The organism is Arthrobacter sp. BB-1, assembly GCF_006151685.1.
Lineage (GTDB): Bacteria > Actinomycetota > Actinomycetes > Actinomycetales > Micrococcaceae > Arthrobacter.
Map to the genome: position 1 here is coordinate 129,012 of NZ_VDEV01000019.1, position 20,149 is coordinate 149,160.

The 20,149-nt window shown below is 65.4% G+C and carries 17 protein-coding genes; 3 read left to right on the forward strand and 14 right to left on the reverse strand.

What is annotated here, in order from left to right:
- Positions 1-3 precede the first annotated feature (3 nt).
- From yajC to pdxT, 6 genes are all read right to left on the reverse strand, one after another.
- Positions 4-405 carry a preprotein translocase subunit YajC gene (yajC, locus tag FHJ30_RS10860; RefSeq protein WP_139029317.1) on the reverse strand — a complete coding sequence of 134 codons (402 nt, stop codon included), beginning with the start codon at positions 403-405 and terminating at the stop codon, positions 4-6.
- A 211-nt stretch (positions 406-616) separates the two neighbouring features.
- Positions 617-1,702 carry a Holliday junction branch migration DNA helicase RuvB gene (ruvB, locus tag FHJ30_RS10865; RefSeq protein ID WP_139029319.1) on the reverse strand — a complete coding sequence of 362 codons (1,086 nt, stop codon included), beginning with the start codon at positions 1,700-1,702 and terminating at the stop codon, positions 617-619.
- Complete coding sequence (gene ruvA / locus FHJ30_RS10870) at positions 1,695-2,339, reverse strand: Holliday junction branch migration protein RuvA (RefSeq protein WP_139029321.1); 645 nt, start codon at positions 2,337-2,339, stop codon at positions 1,695-1,697. The genes ruvB and ruvA overlap by 8 nt, the downstream gene beginning before the upstream one ends.
- Positions 2,340-2,438: 99 nt before the next feature.
- Positions 2,439-3,017, reverse strand: coding sequence for a crossover junction endodeoxyribonuclease RuvC (ruvC, locus tag FHJ30_RS10875; protein WP_139029323.1), 579 nt, complete (start codon positions 3,015-3,017; stop codon positions 2,439-2,441).
- 31 nt (positions 3,018-3,048) lie between these two features.
- Positions 3,049-3,804: a YebC/PmpR family DNA-binding transcriptional regulator gene (locus FHJ30_RS10880; RefSeq protein ID WP_139029324.1), complete on the reverse strand. Its 756-nt coding sequence runs from the start codon at positions 3,802-3,804 to the stop codon at positions 3,049-3,051.
- Positions 3,805-3,808: 4 nt separating this feature from the next.
- The gene (pdxT, locus tag FHJ30_RS10885) at positions 3,809-4,519 is read right to left on the reverse strand and encodes a pyridoxal 5'-phosphate synthase glutaminase subunit PdxT (protein WP_139029325.1); all 711 of its coding nucleotides are present in this window, start codon (positions 4,517-4,519) and stop codon (positions 3,809-3,811) included.
- A 90-nt stretch (positions 4,520-4,609) separates the two neighbouring features.
- Between pdxT and FHJ30_RS10890 the strand changes: the two genes are divergently transcribed.
- Positions 4,610-5,902 (forward strand): Mur ligase family protein, encoded by a 1,293-nt coding sequence (locus tag FHJ30_RS10890; RefSeq protein WP_171058993.1) that lies wholly within the window; start codon positions 4,610-4,612, stop codon positions 5,900-5,902.
- Positions 5,899-6,660 carry a type 1 glutamine amidotransferase gene (locus tag FHJ30_RS10895; protein ID WP_139029329.1) on the forward strand — a complete coding sequence of 254 codons (762 nt, stop codon included), beginning with the start codon at positions 5,899-5,901 and terminating at the stop codon, positions 6,658-6,660. Before FHJ30_RS10890 ends, FHJ30_RS10895 begins: the two co-directional genes overlap by 4 nt.
- Before the next feature lie 38 nt (positions 6,661-6,698).
- Here FHJ30_RS10895 and FHJ30_RS10900 read toward each other — a convergent pair whose 3' ends face one another.
- Positions 6,699-8,063, reverse strand: a complete 1,365-nt coding sequence (locus FHJ30_RS10900; protein ID WP_139029331.1) for a hypothetical protein — start codon at positions 8,061-8,063, stop codon at positions 6,699-6,701.
- A gap of 3 nt (positions 8,064-8,066) precedes the next feature.
- On the reverse strand, positions 8,067-9,371 hold the full coding sequence (locus FHJ30_RS10905) for a CapA family protein (protein WP_139029332.1): 1,305 nt from the start codon (positions 9,369-9,371) through the stop codon (positions 8,067-8,069).
- Positions 9,372-9,446: 75 nt separating this feature from the next.
- On the opposite strand from FHJ30_RS10905, the gene FHJ30_RS10910 reads away from it, so the two are divergent.
- The gene (locus FHJ30_RS10910) at positions 9,447-11,459 is read left to right on the forward strand and encodes a M3 family metallopeptidase (RefSeq protein WP_139029334.1); all 2,013 of its coding nucleotides are present in this window, start codon (positions 9,447-9,449) and stop codon (positions 11,457-11,459) included.
- Between the two features lie 278 nt (positions 11,460-11,737).
- On the opposite strand, the gene pdxS is transcribed toward FHJ30_RS10910, so the two are convergent.
- The 6 genes from pdxS to FHJ30_RS10940 form a co-directional block, all read right to left on the reverse strand.
- Complete coding sequence (gene pdxS / locus FHJ30_RS10915) at positions 11,738-12,664, reverse strand: pyridoxal 5'-phosphate synthase lyase subunit PdxS (protein WP_139029467.1); 927 nt, start codon at positions 12,662-12,664, stop codon at positions 11,738-11,740.
- 143 nt (positions 12,665-12,807) lie between these two features.
- Positions 12,808-13,431 (reverse strand): phosphatidylinositol phosphate synthase, encoded by a 624-nt coding sequence (gene pgsA, locus FHJ30_RS10920; RefSeq protein WP_139029335.1) that lies wholly within the window; start codon positions 13,429-13,431, stop codon positions 12,808-12,810.
- Positions 13,421-14,008, reverse strand: coding sequence for an HIT domain-containing protein (locus tag FHJ30_RS10925; protein ID WP_139029336.1), 588 nt, complete (start codon positions 14,006-14,008; stop codon positions 13,421-13,423). The genes pgsA and FHJ30_RS10925 overlap by 11 nt, the downstream gene beginning before the upstream one ends.
- Before the next feature lie 18 nt (positions 14,009-14,026).
- Positions 14,027-16,036 (reverse strand): threonine--tRNA ligase, encoded by a 2,010-nt coding sequence (thrS, locus tag FHJ30_RS10930; protein ID WP_139029337.1) that lies wholly within the window; start codon positions 16,034-16,036, stop codon positions 14,027-14,029.
- Between the two features lie 116 nt (positions 16,037-16,152).
- On the reverse strand, positions 16,153-19,641 hold the full coding sequence (locus FHJ30_RS10935) for a DNA polymerase III subunit alpha (protein ID WP_139029338.1): 3,489 nt from the start codon (positions 19,639-19,641) through the stop codon (positions 16,153-16,155).
- The gene (locus tag FHJ30_RS10940) at positions 19,638-19,967 is read right to left on the reverse strand and encodes a DUF6504 family protein (RefSeq protein WP_139029339.1); all 330 of its coding nucleotides are present in this window, start codon (positions 19,965-19,967) and stop codon (positions 19,638-19,640) included. The genes FHJ30_RS10935 and FHJ30_RS10940 overlap by 4 nt, the downstream gene beginning before the upstream one ends.
- Between the last annotated feature and the right edge of the window lie 182 nt (positions 19,968-20,149).

Here is a 20,149-nt window from a genome sequence, read left to right on the forward strand (position 1 = left end):
GGACTAGCTGTCCTTCTTGCCCTCGTCGTTGAGGCGCTGCGGTGCTTCGTCAGGTGTTTCCGCTGTTGCAGCCGTGCTGCCGCCTTCGGACGCCGTCAGCGAGGAGGCATCATCCGGCACGGCCGGTGAAGCAACTTCGGGCTCGGCTGCTGCTGCGGGTTCCACGATCTTGGTGACGGCCTGGCGGTGCACGGTGGCGAGGTTGCCCGGTGACAGTTCCAGGGTGACCTTGTTTTCCTCGTCGTCGATGGCAACGATACGGCCGAACAGGCCGAAACTGGTCATGACGTCCACGCCCGGGCCGAATTTCGACTGGAGCTCCGCCTGCTGCTGCTGCGTCTTCTTGTTGCGGCGGAACATCATGAAGATGAACACGCCGAGCATGACGAACAGGAGAATTGACATTGGATCCAAGGGGAATTCCGTCCTTTATTTACATAGCTGATTTTCCAGCACCATCGGCTTCGCTCCGGCCGGGGCAGAACGGTCAGGCAGGCAGAGAGCCTGTCGGGTTCCTTCCCCAGCGACGCAGGAGGCCGGTGGCCGCCCACGAAACAAAGACCCGAACGTGCCGAGCGTCATACCAGTCTAAAGGGAAAAGCTGAACGCAGCCTGCCTATTGGTTCTCCGGGCCCCAGCCGCCCGCGGGTTCCGTGTCCGCGGCCGCCTCGAACAGGTCCAGCTGCTCCTGCGCGAAGACTCCCGACGGGATGGCATAGCCGAGGTGCGTCCATGCGGGAGCCATGGCTATCCTGCCCCGGGGCGTGCGGCCCAGGAGCCCTTCCCGCACCAGGAAGGGCTCCGCCACCGTTTCCACGGTCTCGGTTTCTTCGCCGACGGCGATCGCCAGCGTGGACAGCCCCACGGGACCGCCGCCGAACTTGGTGATGAGTGCTTCAAGGACGGCGCGGTCCAGCCTGTCAAGGCCCTTCTTGTCCACCTCGTACATGTCCAGGGCTGCGGATGCCGCCCGCGCGTCAATCTGGTCAATGCCGTGCACCAGGGCCCAGTCCCGGACACGCCGCAGCAGCCGGTTCGCGATACGGGGGGTGCCGCGGGAGCGTCCCGCGATTTCGCTGAACCCGGCCGAGTTGACCTTGAGGTCCAGCAGGCCGGCAGAGCGGCGCAGCACCAGTTCGAGCTCCGGGACGGAGTAGAACTCCAGGTGGCCGGTGAACCCGAACCGGTCCCGCAGGGGCCCGGGCAACAGGCCGGCCCGGGTGGTGGCGCCCACCAGGGTGAAGGGCGGCAGTTCGAGCGGAATCGCGGTTGCGCCCGCCCCCTTGCCCACCACGATGTCCACCCGGAAGTCCTCCATGGCCATGTAGAGCATTTCCTCGGCCGGCCGGGACATCCGGTGGATCTCATCCAGGAACAGCACCTCGCCCTCGGAGAGGGAGGAGAGGATGGCTGCGAGGTCTCCGGCATGCTGGATGGCGGGACCGCTGCTGATCCGCAGCGGCGCACTCATTTCCGACGCGACGATCATGGCCAGGGTTGTCTTACCGAGTCCGGGCGGGCCGGAAAAGAGCACATGGTCCGCGCTGCGCCCGCGCATCCGGGATGCCTGGAGCACCAGGGACAACTGCTTGCGGACCCGGTGCTGGCCAACAAAGTCGTCCAGGTTCTTGGGCCGGAGCGCCGCCTCGATGGCGCGTTCCTCCGGCTCCTCCCCCGCGGCCACCAGTGACGGTTCAGCCACGGCTGCCTACGCGGTTTCCGGCCCGGGCGCCGTCCTGGCCCAGCCAGCGGAGCGTGGTCCGCAGGATCTCAGGCACGTTGCCGCGGAACGAGACCTCGGGGTCATCCGCCAGGGCCTTGTCAATGCTGGACGACGCGTCCTTTTCAGACCAGCCCAGGCTGGTCATGGCCGCCACCACCTGCGGCTTCCAGGCGGCTTCTGCAGCTGTAGGCGCACCGGCAGTGCCTGCCGTACCGTGCGGCACCAGTTTGCCCGCAAGTTCGAGCACGATCCGCCCGGCCACTTTGGGACCAATACCGGGCACCTTGGTGAAGGTCTTGCTGTCCCCGGTGTGGGCGGCCACCCGGATGGCCTCCGGCTCGTGCACCGCCAGGACAGCCAGGGCCAGCCGGGGCCCGACCCCGCTCACGCTGAGGAGGACATCGAAAACTTCACGCTCGTCGTCGGACGCGAAACCGAAGAGGGTGAGCGAATCCTCCCGCACAATCAGCGAGGTGAAGAGCTGGCCCTCTTCCCCCGTGCGCAGCCGGCTCAGGGTCTGGGGGGTGGCGTTGACGCTCATGCCCGCACCGTTGAGGTCAATGACAGCCGTGGAGAGACCCACGTGCGCTACCGTCCCGCGTAGGAAACTGATCAAGGCCGGGCTCCTGGTGTTTTGCCGGGGTTGCCACCCGGGAGGGAGCAGGACCGGCTATCCGAACATATCTACGAATACCCTAGCAAGGTGCCAGGACAATCAGCGTGCGCGGCGCGCCTTCGCTTCTGCCTCCGCCCAGGCCCGCTGGGCGGGAGTCAGGGATGAACTGCCGGGACCGGTGGTCGCCACGGCTGCCCCACTGCCGGCCCGCCAGGCGTGGGTGATGGCCAGCGCCAGTGCGTCGGCAGCATCGGCAGGCCGTGGCGGCGCATCCAGGCGCAGGATCTTGGTGACCAGCTTGGTCACGGCATCCTTGTTGGAGGAACCGCTGCCGGTAACCGCCGCCTTGACCTCCGACGGCGTATGCAGCGCCACCGGGATCCCGCGCCGGGCGGCGGCGGCGATCACCACGCCGGATGCCTGGGCCACGCCCATCACCGTGCTGACGTTCAGTTGGGAGAAGACGCGCTCGACGGCGAGGACCGCGGGTTCGTAGCGGTCCAGCCACTCGTCGATCGAGGAGGCGATGACCAGGAGCCGCTGGTCGAGGGTTTCGTCGGGCGAGGTGCCCACCACCCCCACGGCAACCATGGTGGCCCGCCGGTTCCGTTCCACGTCCACCACGCCGATCCCGCAGCGTGTCAGGCCCGGGTCCACCCCGAGGACGCGCAGCGTCACGGGTGGACGGGTGCGGCGGGCGGGCGGAAGGTCACTCAGATTCCAGGGCGGCCTGGACGTCGTCGCTGAGGTCGGCGTTGCTGTAGACGTTCTGGACGTCGTCAAGGTCCTCCAGCGCGTCAACAAGCTTCATGAACTTCCTGGCAGCTTCCAGGTCCAGCGGAACTTCCATGGACGGAACGAACTCAGCCTCATCGGTGTCGTACTCGATGCCGGCCTCCTTCAGGGCATCACGGACGGCCTGGAGGTCCTTGGGGTCCGAATGGATCTCGAAGGTTTCGCCGTTGTCCTTGACTTCCTCGGCCCCGGCGTCCAGGACCGCCATCAGGACGTCGTCCTCGGTCAGGTCCTTCTTAGGGAGGGTGACCACGCCCTTGCGGCTGAACAGGTAGCTCACGGAGCCGGGATCGGCGATGGTGCCGCCGTTGCGGGAGATGGCGAGGCGGACCTCGGAGGCGGCACGGTTCTTGTTGTCCGTGAGGCATTCGATCAGCAGGGCGGAACCCTGCGGCCCGCGGCATTCGTACATGATCTCGGTGTAGTCCACTACTTCACCGGTGAGCCCGGCGCCGCGCTTGATGGCGCGGTCGATGTTGTCTGCCGGGACAGACGTCTTCTTGGCTTTGGTGACGGCGAGTTCCAGGCCCGGGTTGCCGGAAAGGTCCGGCCCGCCCATGCGTGCAGCAACTTCAATGTTCTTGATCAGCTTGGCAAACGACTTGGCGCGGCGGCTATCGAGGATGGCCTTCTTGTGCTTGGTCGTTGCCCATTTGGAGTGGCCTGACATGCTTTTACGCTTCTCCTCTGATCATGCGGATAAAAAGTTCGTGTACGCGTTTCTCGCCAGTCACTTCCGGGTGGAAGGAGGTGGCCAGCAACTGGCCGGAACGCACTGCAACAATTCTAGCCGTCCCGGGCAGCGGGACCGCGTGGGACGCGTGTTCCGGGTCGGCCGGCTCAACCTGGGCAAGGATTTCGACGCCGGGGCCCACCCTCTCCACCCAGGGCCCCCGGATGAACACGGCATGGACGGGCGGCACGCCGTCTTCCGTTGCGCTGAACTCCAGTCCCTTGAACTCAAGGTCCGTCTCGAAGGACTCCCGCTGCCGGCCGAAGGCGTTGCGGCGGACGGTGATGTCCAGGCCGCCGAAGGTCTGCTGCGGAGCCCCGGCCAGGTCCGTGGCGGGATCGGCGATGTCGGAGGCCAGCAGGATCATGCCGGCGCAGGAGCCGTAGACAGGCAGGCCCCCGGCGATCCGTTCCTTGAGCGGCTCCGCCAGGTCGAAGGCACGGGCCAGCTTGTCGATGGCGGTGGATTCACCGCCCGGAATGACCAGCCCGTCCAGCCCGTCCAACTCCTCCGGGCGGCGGATGCCAACGGCCTGGGCGCCCGTCAGTTCGATCGCGCGGAGGTGCTCGCGGAAGTCGCCCTGCAGTGCCAGCACACCGATTCGAAGGCCGGCGCCCGGGCACGCAGGATCAGCTGAAAGGGAATTTGCCATCCAACCAGCATAAGCGCCCGCGCCGTTCAGCCTGGCTCACGGCGGGCCCGGGAGGGAGGTCGCATGCCGTTGCTGGGATATATTCAAAACATGCTCTCCTTCAGTGTTCCGCTCGGCAAGCTGGTCCGCCGCGTGTCCCGGCTCCGGGGCGGCGGGTCCGCCCTGCCCGGGCTGGTGGTTGAAAAAATCGACCCCGGCTTCATGCGGCGGACGCTCACCACGCTCCCCCACGGCGTCGCCGTTGTCAGCGGCACCAACGGCAAGACAACCACCACCAAAATGGTGGTTGAGCTGCTGGAAAGCCAGGGCCTGAAGGTCTTCACCAACCGCACGGGCAGCAACTTCACCCGCGGTGTGGCCGCAGCCCTGCTGGGCGAGGTGGACTGGCGCGGCCGGCTCGACGCCGACGTCGCGGTCCTGGAACTGGATGAAGCCCACGCCGTGCACTTCGTGAACAGCGTGCCGCCCCGCTACTGCCTCCTGCTGAACGTCCTCCGGGACCAGCTGGACCGCTTCGGCGAGATCGACAAGACCGCCCAGCTGCTGCAGCACATCGCCGCCAAGACCACCGGAACCGTAGTGCTCAACCGGGAGGACCCCAGGGTTGCCCGGATCGCGGAGACCCTCACCGGCCAGGACGTCAAGTATTTCGGGCTGGACGATTCGCTCCTGAGCACCTTCCCAAACGACGATGACATGCGCGCTGCTCCCGGAAGTCCCGCTCCGGCGGGCCTGCCGGAGAAGCCTGCTGCCGACGTCGTACTCCGCAAAGTGGGCACGGACACGGCCGAATTCGAGTACGACGGCGTCACCGTCACCACGGGCATGAAGCTTCGGGGTGTCTACAACATCTTTAACGCGGCGGCTGCGCTGGCGCTGGCGCGGAGCATTTGCGGGAGCGGCGCCGCCGCTGCCAACCACGAAACCCTGCTGGAGGCGCTGTCCCACGTGGCACCGGCGTTCGGACGCGGGGAAAGCCTGACCGTGGACGGCCAGCCCCTGGACCTGGTCCTGGTCAAGAACCCGAGCGGGTTCCGGCTCGGCCTGAAGTCCTTCCCCGCCGGCGGCTACGCCACCATGATCGCCATCAACGACAACTATGCCGACGGCCGGGACATGTCCTGGCTGTGGGACGTGGAATTCGATTCCCTGCGCGAAGGCGGCGTGGACCAGCTGACCGGGTCCCGCGCCTATGACATGGCCCTCCGGCTGCAGTATGACGAGGTCCCCATCGGCAGTGTGCAGACGGACATCGCGCCGGCCCTCTCCGCCTTCATCCGGGAAGCCCAGGGAAAGCCCAAGCGCATCTTCTGCACGTACACCGCCATGCTTGCCATCCGCCGTGAACTGTCCAAAATCACCACTGTGGAGGTTGTCTCTTGAGCCAGGCAGACGCGGATCACGCACGGGAGAACCCTGACAGCAAAGGCACCATCCGCGTGGTGCAGCTCTACCCGCGGGACATGAACATCTACGGCGACTGGGGCAACGCCCTGGTCCTCAAGCGCCGGATCAGCTGGCACGGCTACACTCCGGAGCTGGTCGAGTACAACGTGGGTGACCCCTTCCCGGACGGCGTGGATATCATCGTTGGCGGCGGCGGGCAGGACAGCGGCCAGCTGGTCATCCAGGACGACCTGCAGGCGCGGGCCGGAATGCTGAAGGACCTGGCTGAGGACGGTGCACCGATGCTGGTGATCTGCGGGCTCTACCAGCTTTTCGGCAAGTTCTTCAAGACCCGGACCGGAGCCGTGATTCCCGGCATCGGCGTCCTGGACGTGGAAACCCACGGCACGGACGAGCGCCTGATCGGCAACGTCAAGGTGTCCACGCCGGAGTTCGGCGAAGTGCTGGGCTACGAAAACCACAGCGGGCAGACCACGCTGGGCAGCGGAGTCCGTCCGTTGGGCACCGTGGCCAAGGGCACCGGAAACAACAGCAATGACGGCCACGAGGGCGCCCGCTACCGCAACATCGTGGCCAGCTACCTGCACGGGTCCCTGCTGCCCAAAAACCCTGCCATCGCGGACTTCCTGATTCGAACCGCCGCTGAACGCAAGTTCGGCACGTTCGTCCCGGGCCACCCTGACGACCACTACGCGGAACTCGCCAGGGAACACGCGGCGCGGCGGCCGCGCTAAGCGCACCGGCGTTCACGCCGAACCGCGGCCCGGTGCCCTCAACGCCAGTGGAAGTACTCGCGGTGGATGTTGGCGGCACGCACGCCTGCGGCCCGGAACGCCCGCCGGAATTGGCGGAGCATCCGGTCCGGGCCGCCCATGAAGACCGATACGCCGGCCGGGTCGCCGCCCGCGGTGTCCAGCACCTGCTGCGGAGTCAGGCGGCTGCCTGCCTGGGTGTCGATGAGATGGACGGTCAGTCCTGGTTGCTGTGCGGCGATGGTTTCGATCTCGTCAGTAAACGGCGACCGGCCAGCCGATGTGACGAAGAGGTGGACCGTTTCCTGGAGTTCCCCGTCGAGGGAGCGAAGCCAGCTGAGGAATGGCGTGATGCCCACGCCGGCAGCAATCCAAACCTGGCGCGGCGTGCCGGCCAGCCGGTCGAACCCGCCGTAAGGCCCGCTGACCACTGCGGGCATGCCCGGCTCCACCAGATCGGGAAGCTTGGCGGTGTGGTCACCGAGTGCTTTCACTGTGATGCGGATGCCTTGGTCCGCCGGTGATCCCGAGATGGAGAACGGATGCCGCTGCCAGCCCTCCTTTGTCTCCAGGTAGATCATGGCAAACTGGCCCGCCCTGAAATCCAGCTGCTTCCCCAGGGGCTTGAGATGCACGTCGACCAGTCCTGGTGCTACGGTCCGGACCTCGTCCACTTGGTAGTCGTGATGCGGCAGGAAGTACCGTGCCACCAGCTCCCGGTAGGCGTAGAACCCCAGCCCCACGCCGCCAACCACCACGTAAGTCCAGCGCAGCACCGGTTCGGAATCGAAGATGGTGGCATCCAGGAGTCCGTGGAAGAAGCCTGCGGCAACAAATAGGCCGGTCAACCGGTGGAATCCCCGCCATCGTTCGTAGCCGCCGAGGACACGGGTGACCATTTTCACCGGCCAGGAATCACGTAGATGAAGTACCGGACCATGCATGGCAGCCGGAAGAAGGGTACGCCACCTCGGCAGCATGGCCCATGCCACCAGAGCCGCCAGCCCCACAGCGCCGGGCACCGCCATCGCCTTGCCCAGGTCGGTTGCCTGCGGATTGGAGGCAAGTTCCACATGCGGCAGCAATAGCAGTGTCCCAGTAATGGCGAGGCGACGGTGCCAGATGGCGGCGTAATCAATACCGCCGAAAATCTGCTCGACCTGCGGGAGGGTGCTGATGAGGACGAGGGCGAGGGACATCAGCAGGATTGACTCTCCGCCCGAAAGTTGACCGAGGTGGCGTACCACTGGCTCCCCTTGCGGCCGCATCAGGAGCCACAGTGCCCCAAAAGCGACAGTGAGGGCGCCGATCGCCAGAGGGCCTATCAGCCGGAAGGGTACGCCCAGGACTGCCTGGCGCTTCTGCCGTCGTTCCATGTCTGCCATCTGTCACCGTTCCTTCGTGATGAGCAGTTCATGCGCGCCACCGGCCGCAGCGCCCCTTGACTCCACGACGCCAAGTGTCCGCTGCCTGGTGGCGGCGTCGGCTTCCGGCCCGGCGCAGGGGCCCTGCGGCGCATCCGCGGCCACTGAACACCAGCGGTAGGGATCACGGACCATCACCGATGGGGCCCACGCCAGGTCCGTGGTGGACCACCTGCCGGACGCCTCCTGGCCGAACTGTACCCGAACGAGCAGGCCCTCATTGTTGACCACGTACCACGGGGAAAGTTCCGTGATGCCGTTGCCCAGCCCGTAGGCGATCCAGGTGCCCTTGTAGTTTTCGATCGGCTGCACGGCATGCGCGTGGTGCCCATAGACCAGGTTGAACTGGCCGCTGTCCGCCAGGGCGTGCGCCACCTCTTGCTGCTGGGCGTTGGGCTCGCTGGAGTATTCGTCCCCCGCGTGCATGGCCGCCAGCACGATGTCCGCTCCCTCCGCCCGCGCTTTCTCCGCCTTGGCGATCATGGCGGGCGCGTCCAGCGTGTCCACCTGCCAAGGGTGGTCCGGAACCAAGCCGTTCAGCCCGTAGGTTGCCTGGACGACGGCGATCTTCGCGGCCGCAGTCTGCATGACGAGGATCCCCTGGGACTCGGTTTCTGTCCGGTAGGACCCCGTGTGTTTGAGGCCGGCGGCGTCCAGCGTGTCCAGGGTGCGCAGCAGTCCATCAGTACCGCGGTCGATGGTGTGGTTGCTGCCCGTGGTGCAGGCCTGGTATCCCACCACCTTTGCGGCGGTGATGATCTGCGGCGGAACGTTGAAGGAGGGATAGGCCGCGAACGGGCCGTCCGGACCGGCCACGGGGGTTTCCAGGTGGCAGATGGCAAGGTCGCTGTTGTTGATGTACCTGCGCTGGCCTTCCAGGAGCGGAACGAAGTCCATCCCCGGCTTGCCCGCGGCCGCCGCGTCCTGCTGTGCCTGCTGCCAAAGCTGCGCGTGAACCAGCATGTCGCCGGTGACCAGGACGGACGTGCAGCGGAGCACGGGGCAGGCCGGCCCCTTCCCGGGGGTGGGGGTGGGCGTTGGCGTGGGCTGCGGAGTTGAAGTTGCGGCGGCTGCAGGGACCGAGCTGCTGTCGCCGCCCGTGCCAGGAAGCGCCCCGGCTGAAGCGGAGCTTCCTGGCCGGGCCGTGGATCCGTCCTGCTCCGCCACCAGGCCGCAGCCCGCCACGGCGCCGAACAGTAACAGTGCAACCGCCAAGGCCGAAGCGCAGGCGCGGATACGCACCGGCCCCCTGCCGGACATGGTCCCCATAGTTGCCATTCTAGGGACGGGGGCGTGGCGTGGCGCACATTGAGAAGCGTGGCCTGCTGTGAAAGGTTTTAGTTCATGACCAACCCCCTCCTGGCGCCGAGTCCCCTGCCGTACGGACTCCCGCCTTTCGCCGAGATCCAACCCGCCCATTACCAGGAAGCCATCGAAGCGGGCCTCGCCGGGCACCTGGCCGAAATCCAGGCCATCGTGGACAACCCCGATCCCGCCACCTTCGAGAACACGGCCCTGGCGATGGAGCGCTCCGGCCGGCTGCTGGAGAGGGCGGCAGCCTCCTTTTTCACACTTGTCTCAGCCGATGCCTCTGACGTGATTCGGGACCTCGAGACGAAACTCTCCCCACTCTTCTCCGCACACCAGGACGAGGTGTACCTGAACCGGGCATTGTTTGAGCGTTTCGCCGCGATTGACACTGCGGGGTGCGACGCCGAGTCCGTGCGCCTCGTGGAGGAGTACCTCAAGGAGTTCCGGCAGTCCGGCATCCAGCTTGACGGCCCGGGCCAGGACAGGCTCCGCGCCATCAATGCCGAACTCTCACGGCTGGGCACGGAGTTCGGCCAGCGGGTCAAGGAAGGCATGAAGTCTGCGGCCCTCCTGCTGGACCACGCCGGCGACCTCGCGGGCCTGCCGGCTGATGACATTGCCAGCGCCGCGGAGGCTGCCCGCGCGGCCGGTCATGAAGGGAAGTTCCTGCTGACGCTGATCCAGCCCAGCAACCAGCCAGCCCTGGCCGCCCTCGAAAACCGCGACATCCGCCGTCGGCTCTTCGAAGCCTCCGTAGCCCGGGGCAGCAGCGGCGGCAGCCTTGACGTGCTCGGACTCGCCACCTCCATGGCAGGACTTCGCGCCGAGAAGGCGTCGCTGCTCGGCTTTGCCAATTACGCCGAGCTGGTGGTGGACCGCCAGACTGCTCCGGACTTCGAATCTGTCCAGTCCATGCTTAGCCGCATGGCGCCGGCAGCAGTGCGGAACGCAGACGCAGAGGCGGCGGCGCTGGCCGAGGCTGCGGGCCATCCGCTGGAGGCCTGGGACTGGGCCTTCTACTCCGCCAGGGTCCGCCGCGAGAAGTACGCGGTGGACGAACAGGAGCTGCGACCCTATTTTGAACTTGACCGGGTCCTGGCCGAGGGGGTCTTCTTCGCCGCCACATCCCTGTACGGCATTACCTTCCACGAGCGGAAGGACCTGTCCGGCTACCACCCCGATGTGCGCGTGTGGGAGGTCCGCGGCGAGGACGGGGAGGGACTGGGGCTGTTCCTGGGTGACTACTACACACGCGAGTCCAAGCGTGGCGGCGCCTGGATGAATTCACTGGTTGAGCAGGCGGGACTGCTGGGAACCAGGCCGGTTGTCATCAACAACCTGAACATCTCCAAGCCGCCGGCAGGCGAACCGACCCTGCTGACCCTGGATGAGCTGCGGACCACGTTCCACGAATTTGGCCATGCCCTGCACGGGCTCTTTTCCAACGTTACGTATCCGCGCTTTTCCGGCACGGCGGTGCCCCGCGACTTTGTGGAATACCCGTCCCAGGTCAACGAGATGTGGATCATGTGGCCCGCGGTACTGGCCAACTATGCCCGCCACCACGCCACCGGCGAACCCCTTCCGGCAGGTGTCGTTGAAAAGCTGAACGAATCCCGGCTGTGGGGCGAAGGCTTCGCCACCACCGAGTACTTGGGCGCTGCCTTATTGGACCTGGCCTGGCATGTCCTCGCGGCCGGCGATGTTCCCGACGACGCCGCGGCTTTCGAGGACAAGGCGCTCGCTGCCGCCGGCATCGCCCACGCCTTGATTCCGCCGCGCTACCGGACCGGCTACTTCCAGCACGTCTTCGCAGGCGCAGGGTACGCGGCGGGCTACTACTCGTACATCTGGAGCGAGGTCCTGGACGCCGAGACCGTCGACTGGTTCACCGAAAACGGCGGCCTCACCCGCGCCAACGGCCAGCGTTTCCGCGAGGAGCTGCTGTCACGGGGAAACAGCCGTGACCCGCTGGAATCCTTCCGCACCCTCCGCGGCCGCGACGCCCGGCTCGAGCCCCTCCTCAAGCGCCGCGGCCTCGAGTAACGTGCCGGCTCCCAACTGGGTAGCGCCAAGTGTCGTTCTGAGCCCTCAAAACGACACTTAGCGCTACTCAGTTGGGTTAAATGAACGACGCCGGTCCCCCACCCGCGGAGGGTGAGGAACCGGCGTCGTCAGTTACAACACACAGCAAGGCGACGGGCGGCGCGGTCCGGCAGCGTGCGTAAAAGGGGCCCCGCGTCCAACTACCGCCAGAATGGCGGCAGCGGGACGCGGGGAATAGCGCGCAGAGGATCAGCGCCGCCAGGCGCGAACCAGAAAAATTACCAGCCGCGCTCGGCGAGGCGGTGCGGCTGGGGGATCTCGTCAACGTTGATACCCACCATGGCTTCGCCCAGGCCGCGGGAGGCCTTGGCGATGACATCGGGGTCGTCGAAGAAGGTGGTGGCCTTCACGACGGCGGCGGCGCGCTGGGCGGGGTTGCCGGACTTGAAGATGCCGGAGCCGACAAACACGCCGTCGGCGCCGAGCTGCATCATCATGGCGGCGTCGGCCGGGGTGGCGATGCCGCCGGCGGTGAACAGGACCACGGGAAGCTTGCCGGCAGCGGCAACTTCCTTGACCAGCTCGTACGGTGCCTGGAGCTCCTTGGCCGCGACGTACAGCTCATCCTCGGGCAGGGCGGCGAGCTTGGCGATTTCGGCGCGGATCTGGCGCATGTGGCCGGTGGCGTTGGAGACGTCGCCGGTGCCGGCCTCGCCCTTGGAACGGATCATCGCCGCACCCTCGTTGATGCGGCGCAGCGCCTCACCAAGATTTGTCGCACCGCAGACGAAGGGGACCTTGAACTTCCACTTGTCGATGTGGTTGACGTAGTCGGCCGGGGTGAGGACCTCGGACTCGTCGATGTAGTCCACGCCGAGGGACTGCAGGACCTGCGCCTCCACGAAGTGGCCGATCCGGGCCTTCGCCATGACGGGGATGGATACGGCGTCGATGATCTGGTCGATCATGTCCGGATCCGACATGCGGGACACGCCGCCCTGGGCGCGGATATCGGCCGGAACGCGTTCCAGCGCCATCACAGCAACGGCACCGGCGTCTTCGGCGATGCGGGCCTGTTCGACGTTGACGACGTCCATGATGACGCCGCCCTTGAGCATCTCAGCCATGCCGCGCTTGACGCGGTTGCTGCCCGTGACGCTGTTCGCGGACGAACCGGCTTCGCTGCTTACATCAGGTGTAGACACAAAAACCCCTATGGGTAGATAGATGACCTTCGCCGGGGTGCAGGGCGGCACGGAGATGCCGATGTACACGCACCGGGTTGCCGGATCCATTGACCGGGCAGTCCTAATACTAGTCTCACCGCGGCCAGCGGGCTTAATTCGCGTTAATCAGCAGGCGAGGGCTCTGCGAGGGACTGGCGGCGGACGGACAGCACGCGCTGGACCACCGTGATGAAGCTGGCCACGGCAAGCAGCAGGAGCGTCACCAGCAGCACCACCTCCGGGAGGCCCAACCCGGTGAAACCGGTAACAACCAGCACCGAGACCAGGCGTTCTGCCCGTTCCGCGATGCCGGTGTTGGCCGTAAAGCCCAGCGATTCGGCCTTGGCCCGGGCATACGACACCACCATGCCCAGGACCAGGCAGACCATGGCTGCCACCGCGATGGGAATGTTCGCCCCGCCGGTGAAAAACCAGACGGCCAGTCCGGCGAACAGGGCGCCGTCCGCGATCCGGTCAAGCGTGGAGTCGAGGAAGTTGCCCCACCGACTGCCTACCTCCCGCATCCTGGCCATGATGCCGTCCAGGACGTCGGAGAAGATAAACGCGGTGATGAACAGGGTTCCCCACCAAAGCTGGCCGAGCGGATAAAAGACCAGGGCTCCCACTACGACGCCGACGGTGCCGATGACCGTTACCGCATCCGGTGAAACACCCATCTTGAGGAGCCAGCGGGCAAGCGGGGTGAACAGCGCGGTGAAAAAGCCGCGGGCGTGCCTATTCAGCATCCGTCTCCCCCGGCCAGGCGTCGGCCACCTGCTGGCGGACCTCGTCCAGGGTCTGCGTGATGGCCTTGGTCTGAGCGATGATCGGGAAGAAGTTTCCGTCACCGCCCCAGCGGGGAACGATGTGCTGGTGCAGGTGCGCCGCGATCCCGGCACCGCCCACCACGCCCTGGTTCATGCCGAGGTTGAATCCGCCCGGGTTGGCCACTTTCCGCAGGACCCGCATGGCTGTCTGCGTGAGCTCCGCGAACTCGGCGGTCTCATCGAGGGTCAGGTCCGTGTAGTCGGGTATGTGGCGGTACGGGCAGACCAGGAGGTGCCCAGGATTGTAGGGAAAGAGGTTCAGCACCACGTAGCAGGTCTTTCCCCGGTGGACGATGAGGGCTTCCTCGTCAGTCCGTCCGGGTCCTACGCAGAAGGGGCAGTCATTTTCGTTCTTGAACTGGTGCTGCCCGCCCTTGATATAGGCCATGCGGTGCGGAGTCCACAGGCGCTGGAAGGCGTCCGGGACACCGGCGAGGTCAAAGTCGTCGGTAACGCCGGCATCGCCTGGATACCCTGCGCCTGTGTTCTCCTGCACGGTGCTGTTCCGTTTCCGCTAGCTGGTCCGGTTACGGACGGCTTCCGTGATCCGCTTGACTGCCTCTGCCACGGGCACGCCGTTGTCCTGGCTTCCGTCGCGGAAGCGGAACGAGACCGCGCCGGCCTCTGCGTCATCCCCGCCGGCGATCAGCACGAACGGGATCTTGTCCTTGCTGGCGGTGCGGATCTTCTTCGGGAACCGGTCCGAGGAGGTGTCCACCTCGGCACGGATGCCCGCAGCCTTGAGCTGGTCGACGACGTCGAACATGTACTCGTTGAACGTTTCGGCAACCGGGATGCCCACCACCTGCACGGGGGCCAGCCACGCGGGGAAGGCGCCGGCGTAATGCTCGGTGAGCACGCCCATGAAGCGCTCGATCGATCCGAACAATGCCCGGTGGATCATGACGGGCCGCTGGCGGGTGCCGTCTGCGGCCTGGAATTCGAGTTCGAACCGCTCCGGCAGGTTGAAGTCCAGCTGGATGGTGGACATCTGCCAGGTGCGGCCCAGGGCGTCCTTAGCCTGCACGGAGATCTTAGGGCCGTAGAACGCGGCTCCGCCCGGATCGGGGACAAGCTCAAGCCCGGATTCCTGGGCCACTTCCGAAAGTGTCCGCGTGGCCTCTTCCCAGGCGGCATCCTCGCCAACGTACTTCTCAGGATCCTTGGTGGAGAGTTCCAGGTAGAAGTCGTTCAGACCGTAGTCCTTGAGGAGGCCAAGGACGAAGTTCAGTGTTTTGGTGAGCTCGTCCTTCATCTGCTCGCGGGTGCAGTAGATGTGGGCGTCGTCCTGTGTCATGCCCCGGACCCGGGTCAGGCCGTGCACCACGCCGGACTTCTCGTACCGGTACACGGACCCGAATTCGAACAGCCGCAAGGGCAGCTCACGGTACGAGCGTCCGCGCGCCCGGAAGATCAGGTTGTGCATGGGGCAGTTCATCGGCTTGAGGTAGTAGTCCTGGCCGGGTTTGCGGACGGTGCCGTCCTCGTTGAGTTCGGCGTCCACGTGCATGGCCGGGAACATGCCGTCCTTGTACCAGTCCAAGTGGCCGGAGACCTCGTACAGGTGGCCCTTGGTGATGTGCGGCGTGTAGACGAACTCGTAGCCGGCCTCGACATGCCGCTGGCGGGAGTAGTCCTCCATCTCCTTGCGGATGATGCCGCCCTTGGGGTGGAAGACGGGAAGGCCCGAGCCGAGTTCGTCCGGGAAGGAGAACAAGTCAAGTTCGGAGCCGAGTTTGCGGTGGTCGCGGCGTTCGGCCTCGGCGATGCGCTCCTGGTAGGCCTTGAGTGCGTCCTTGGTGGGCCAGGCCGTGCCGTATATCCGCTGGAGCTGCTGGTTCTTCTGGTTGCCCAGCCAGTAGGCGGAGGACGAGCGGGTGAGGGCGAAGGCGTTGGAGATCAGCTTGGTGTTGGGCAGGTGCGGGCCGCGGCAGAGATCACACCAGACGGTGGTCCCTTCCTTCCGCTCAACGTTGTCGTAGATGGTGATGTCACCGGCGCCGACTTCGACGTTGACGCCTTCGCCGGCTTCCGCGGCCTCGTTTTTCTTGCCCAGGAGTTCAAGCTTGTAGGGCTCGTTCTTCATCGCTTCACGGGCCTGGTCCTCGGAGACCACGCGGCGGACGAACTTCTGGTTCTGGTTGATGATCTTCTGCATCATCTTTTCGAGGGTTTTGAGGTCCTCGGGAGTGAACGGTTCGGCAACATCGAAATCGAAGTAGAAACCGTCGGTGATGTACGGACCGATGCCCAGCTTGGCGTCCGGGCGCAGCTGCTGGACGGCCTGCGCCATGACGTGGGCGGTGGAGTGGCGGAGGACGTTCAGCCCGTCGGGGGAATCGATGGTGACGCCCTCGACGTCGGCGCCCTCGGGCAGTTCCTGGTCCAGGTCCTTCAGCTCGCCGTTGACGCGGGCTACTACAACATCACGGCGCTCAAAGAAGAGTTCCGCACCGGTTGTCCCGGTAGTCACCTTGGTCTCTTCGCCATCGACGAGAAGGGTGATCTGCTGGGCATCTGACACGGGTGTCTCCTATTCAAAGTTAAGGCTTCATAGCTTGTGGCATACGGGGACCACAGCCAGCCATCGTCAATGCTATCGGTTCCGCTGAGGCCCGACCAACGCGGCGCACGGGAGGATCAGCCGCCGAATCCCGTGATGGCGAGGGTCCTGGTGATTCCGTCCAAGGGGTGTTGCGCCTCCGGTTCCTGCGCTGTGGACTCCTGGAACGGCAAGGTTTCGGTGCGGCTCAGGTCCCAGGCCATGCTTGCGCTCAGGCTGATCCCCCGCGGGCCGGTCCGCCTGGTAGTGCCACGGATCAGGAGCAGGCGGGTTCCAAAGAGGAGCATTCCCGCCTTTTCCTGGGCTTCATGGAAGAAGACCGAATCGATGCAGCCGGTGCCGTCGTCGATACTGATGAACACCACCCTTCGGCCGCCCCGCATGGGCGGTGTCTGGGTTGCCACGCGCACCCCCGCCACCAATACCTCCGTCCCGTTCCGCAGGCCGAGGAGCTTGTCCGCCGTGACGACTCCCAGCCTGTTGAGCATCGGCCGGTGGCTGTCCATCAGGTGGCTGCTGACATCAACAGCCATGAGGTCGAGTTCGGCCCGGACGTTTTCCACCAGGGTAGGCGCCGGCAGACCCGGTTTGACGTTGCGCAGTTCAACATCCCCCAAAGGCAGGGACAGCTGCCCCTCAATCACCTCCACGCCTTTCCGTCCGCTGCTGGAAACCTGGAGCTTCTGAAGGTGGTGGACAAGGTCCGCGCGGTTGGCGTTGCCGCCCGACTCCCGGTGAAGGGAATCAAAAGCGCCCAACTGGGCCAGCCGCTTGATGCTGGGCTTGCTGACCCTGGAACGTGCCCGCAGGTCTGCGAGCGAATCAAAGGGCTGGCCGGCGACGATCCGCTTCAGTTCTGTTGCGGACAGTCCGTAAATGCCGTTCAGGCTTAGCCTGATTCCCAGCTTTCCCGCATCCGGGCCTTCCTCCACCCGTTCCACCCGGTATTCTGCCTTGCTGCGGTTGATGTCCAACGGAAGGATCGGGATGCCCAGGCGCCGGGCTTCCGCAACCAGCAGCCTTTTGGGGTACATGCCGGGATCATGTTCCCACAGGCCGGCCAGGAACGCTTCGGGATGGTGCGCCTTCAGCCAGGCCGACTGGTACGTGGGTACGGCGAAGGCCGCCCCGTGGGCTTTGCAGAAACCGAAGCTGGCAAAGGACTTCAGGGTTTCCCAGACTTTGTCCACGACATCGGGCTGGAAGCCCTTTGCCTTGGCATGCATTCGGAAATACTCCTCCACCCGGGACACCCCCGCCTCGCTGCTGAGTGCCCGCCGGAATTCATCTGCCTTGGCAAGGCCGCACCCGGTCATCACGTCCAGTGTCCGCAGGATCTGTTCGTGGAACACGGTCACCCCGTGGGTTTCCTGAAGTACCGGTTTCAGGAGTGGGTGCGGGTAGACCTCGGGCGCAAACCCGTGCCGGTGCTCAAGGAAGGGCCGCACCATGTCCGATTTCATGGGGCCGGGGCGGAACAGTGAAATATCAATGATCAGGTCGTTGAATTCCCGGGGTGCCATCTTGCCGATAAGCTCGCGCTGCCCGGGCGATTCGATCTGGAAGCAGCCCAGGGTGTGGGTGCTCCTGATCAGTTCAAAGGTTGCTTCATCATCCAGGGGTATGGCGTTGAGGTCGATGTGCCCGTTGTCAGCAATGTAGTCAGGACCGGTCCCGTCAGAACCGGATGAATGCTTTCCAGCTGCCACCACTTGTTTCTTGGAGGGGTGGATGCGGATGACTTCCCGCACGGCAAAGGCCATGGCGCTCTGCATCCGGACCCCCAGGACATCAAGCTTGAGCATGCCCATGGGATCCATGTCGTGCTTATCGAACTGGCTCATGGGCAGGCCAAGTCCGCTAGGTTGCACAGGAGTGCGGTCAAGCAGGGTTGCGTCGCCAAGGATCACGCCGCAGGGATGCATGGAGATATGGCGGGGCAGCCGGTCCAGGCGTTCCGTCAGGTCCACCAGCAGGTCAAGCTGCTGGTTTCCGTCCAGGTCCCGCTGTTCCACCCGGCCGGCGAACTCCCGGAGTTCAGGTTTTTCCTGGAGCGCTTCGCGGAAGTTCCGGGCAGAGAAGCGCCACAACTGTTTAGCGATCTCCCCCACTTCCCCGTCATCCATGCCCAGCGCCATTCCGGCATCCCTGACGGCGCCCCGGGCACGGTAGCCGTTCTGCATACTCATCAGGGTTACCCGCTCGGCACCAAAGCGCTCGAAAATCCGGCGGTAGACGTTGTGCCGCTCCGCGCTTTCGACGTCGATATCAATGTCCGGAAGGGTTGCCCGGTCCTGCGAAAGGAAGCGTTCGAAAATCAGGTCGTGCTGCAGGGGGTTCACCTGGCTGACGTCGATCAGGTAATTGACCAGGCTTGAGGCGCCGGATCCCCGGGCTGCTGCCCGCACCCCCATTTCCTGGATCATGCGGGACACCTCCGCAACAGTCAGGAAGTAGGAGGAAAAACCGAGGTTCCGGATGATGCCAAGTTCATGCTCCAGCCGGGCATGCATCCCCGCCCCTTCAGCACCGGTGATTCCCGGGAACCGCCTGCTGATTCCAGCCTGGCACCGCTGGACCAGTTCAAGGTGCGGATCCTGGCTGATCCCGATGACTGAGGCCTCCGGCACCACCGGCTGCTTCCACCCCATGTCCGTGACCGGATCAATCCTGCAGAGGTCCGCGAGCGCCTCGGTCTGCGCCATCAGCTGCTTGAGGTCCGCTGCGCCATAACCTGCCGCTGAAATGATCTCCTGGCCCAGGCGGAGCATCTCCGCGGAGGATTTAAGCCACCCCTGGCCTGTTGGCTGCAGCAGGGGCTCTTCCGCGAGTTCCGGCAGGGATTTCAGGGTGCGGGCTGAGTCGAGCACATCGGCGGTGGGTGCTCCGTCTGCCGCGCAGTACCGGACGGCGTTGGTCAGGATGGCAGGAACATGGTGCTCCTCTGCCAGCTTGAGCATGCGGACCGCATGGGCGGTACTCAGGGGCTTTCCCGGTGCGCTGAGCTGGGAAACAATCTCGGCAACCAGCGTGCCTGCGGGCATGGCGTCCACCCATTGCTTGAACAGGGTGCGCGGACGAAGGTAGCGCCGTCCGCCCATGGCGCGTCCGACGTCGGAATCAGGCCCGATCAGGACAGTCAACACCGGTTTCAGGGTGTGGGGATCGAGGGTTCGGGAGGCGAGTTCGGCCCTGGTCACGGCGACTGGAACCGTGCCCCCGGATTTACCGGAGGTGCGGGCATGGGCATCCGAAATCAGCCTGCAGAGCGCGCGGTATCCCGCCCCGTTGTTGTTGCCCCGGGCCAGCACCACCACCCTGCCGGCAAGCTGCGTGCGGTGGTCGCCGTCGTCGTCAAAGACCGCAAGGTCAACCCCCACTATGGGATCGATGCCCGCTTCCATGCAGGCCTTGAGGTGCTTAATGGTTCCGTACAAACCGTCCCGGTCGGTGCAGGCAAGCGCTGTTGCATCGTCGGCAGCGGCGGCCTGCGCCAGTTCCTCCGGCCAGGAAACGCCATAGTGCGCGCTGAAGGCTGTGGAGACGTGAAGATGGGTGAAGCTCATGCTGTCCTGGGCCGGAGTGCGTCATGGATCCGCAGCAGCCGCCAGCGGCCGCTCTGGATATGCCGGGTGAGGTCGAGGGTCAAGGGCTCTTCCTGGCCTCCACGGACGGGGTGATCAGGCAGCACCTGGACGCGCCAGATTTCGTGGTCCACCAGTCCGGGGCCGCTGCCAAGCGGCGCGCGGCTTTCCTCCGTCCACCATTGCCTGCGTTCATACCAGCGCACCGGCTCAGCGCACACGGCATAGGAAAGGCCCGCCCACAGGAGTCGCTGCGGTACGCCCTCGGCTGTGCACTCGACGTCCACGGATTGGCTGAACATGCCCATGGCGCCTCCCGGATCCAAACTGGTTTATTCGAATACTTGTTCGAACACTTCCAGTCTAGCGCGGGGGGCGGGTCCTGTGCATAGAAAACCCTCCAGCCCCCTCCAGGGAGGTCCTGCCATCCCGACGCCGCTTTCCGTTTCCTACCCAAACGGGGGTGGACGGACCGAACGGCAGGGAGCAG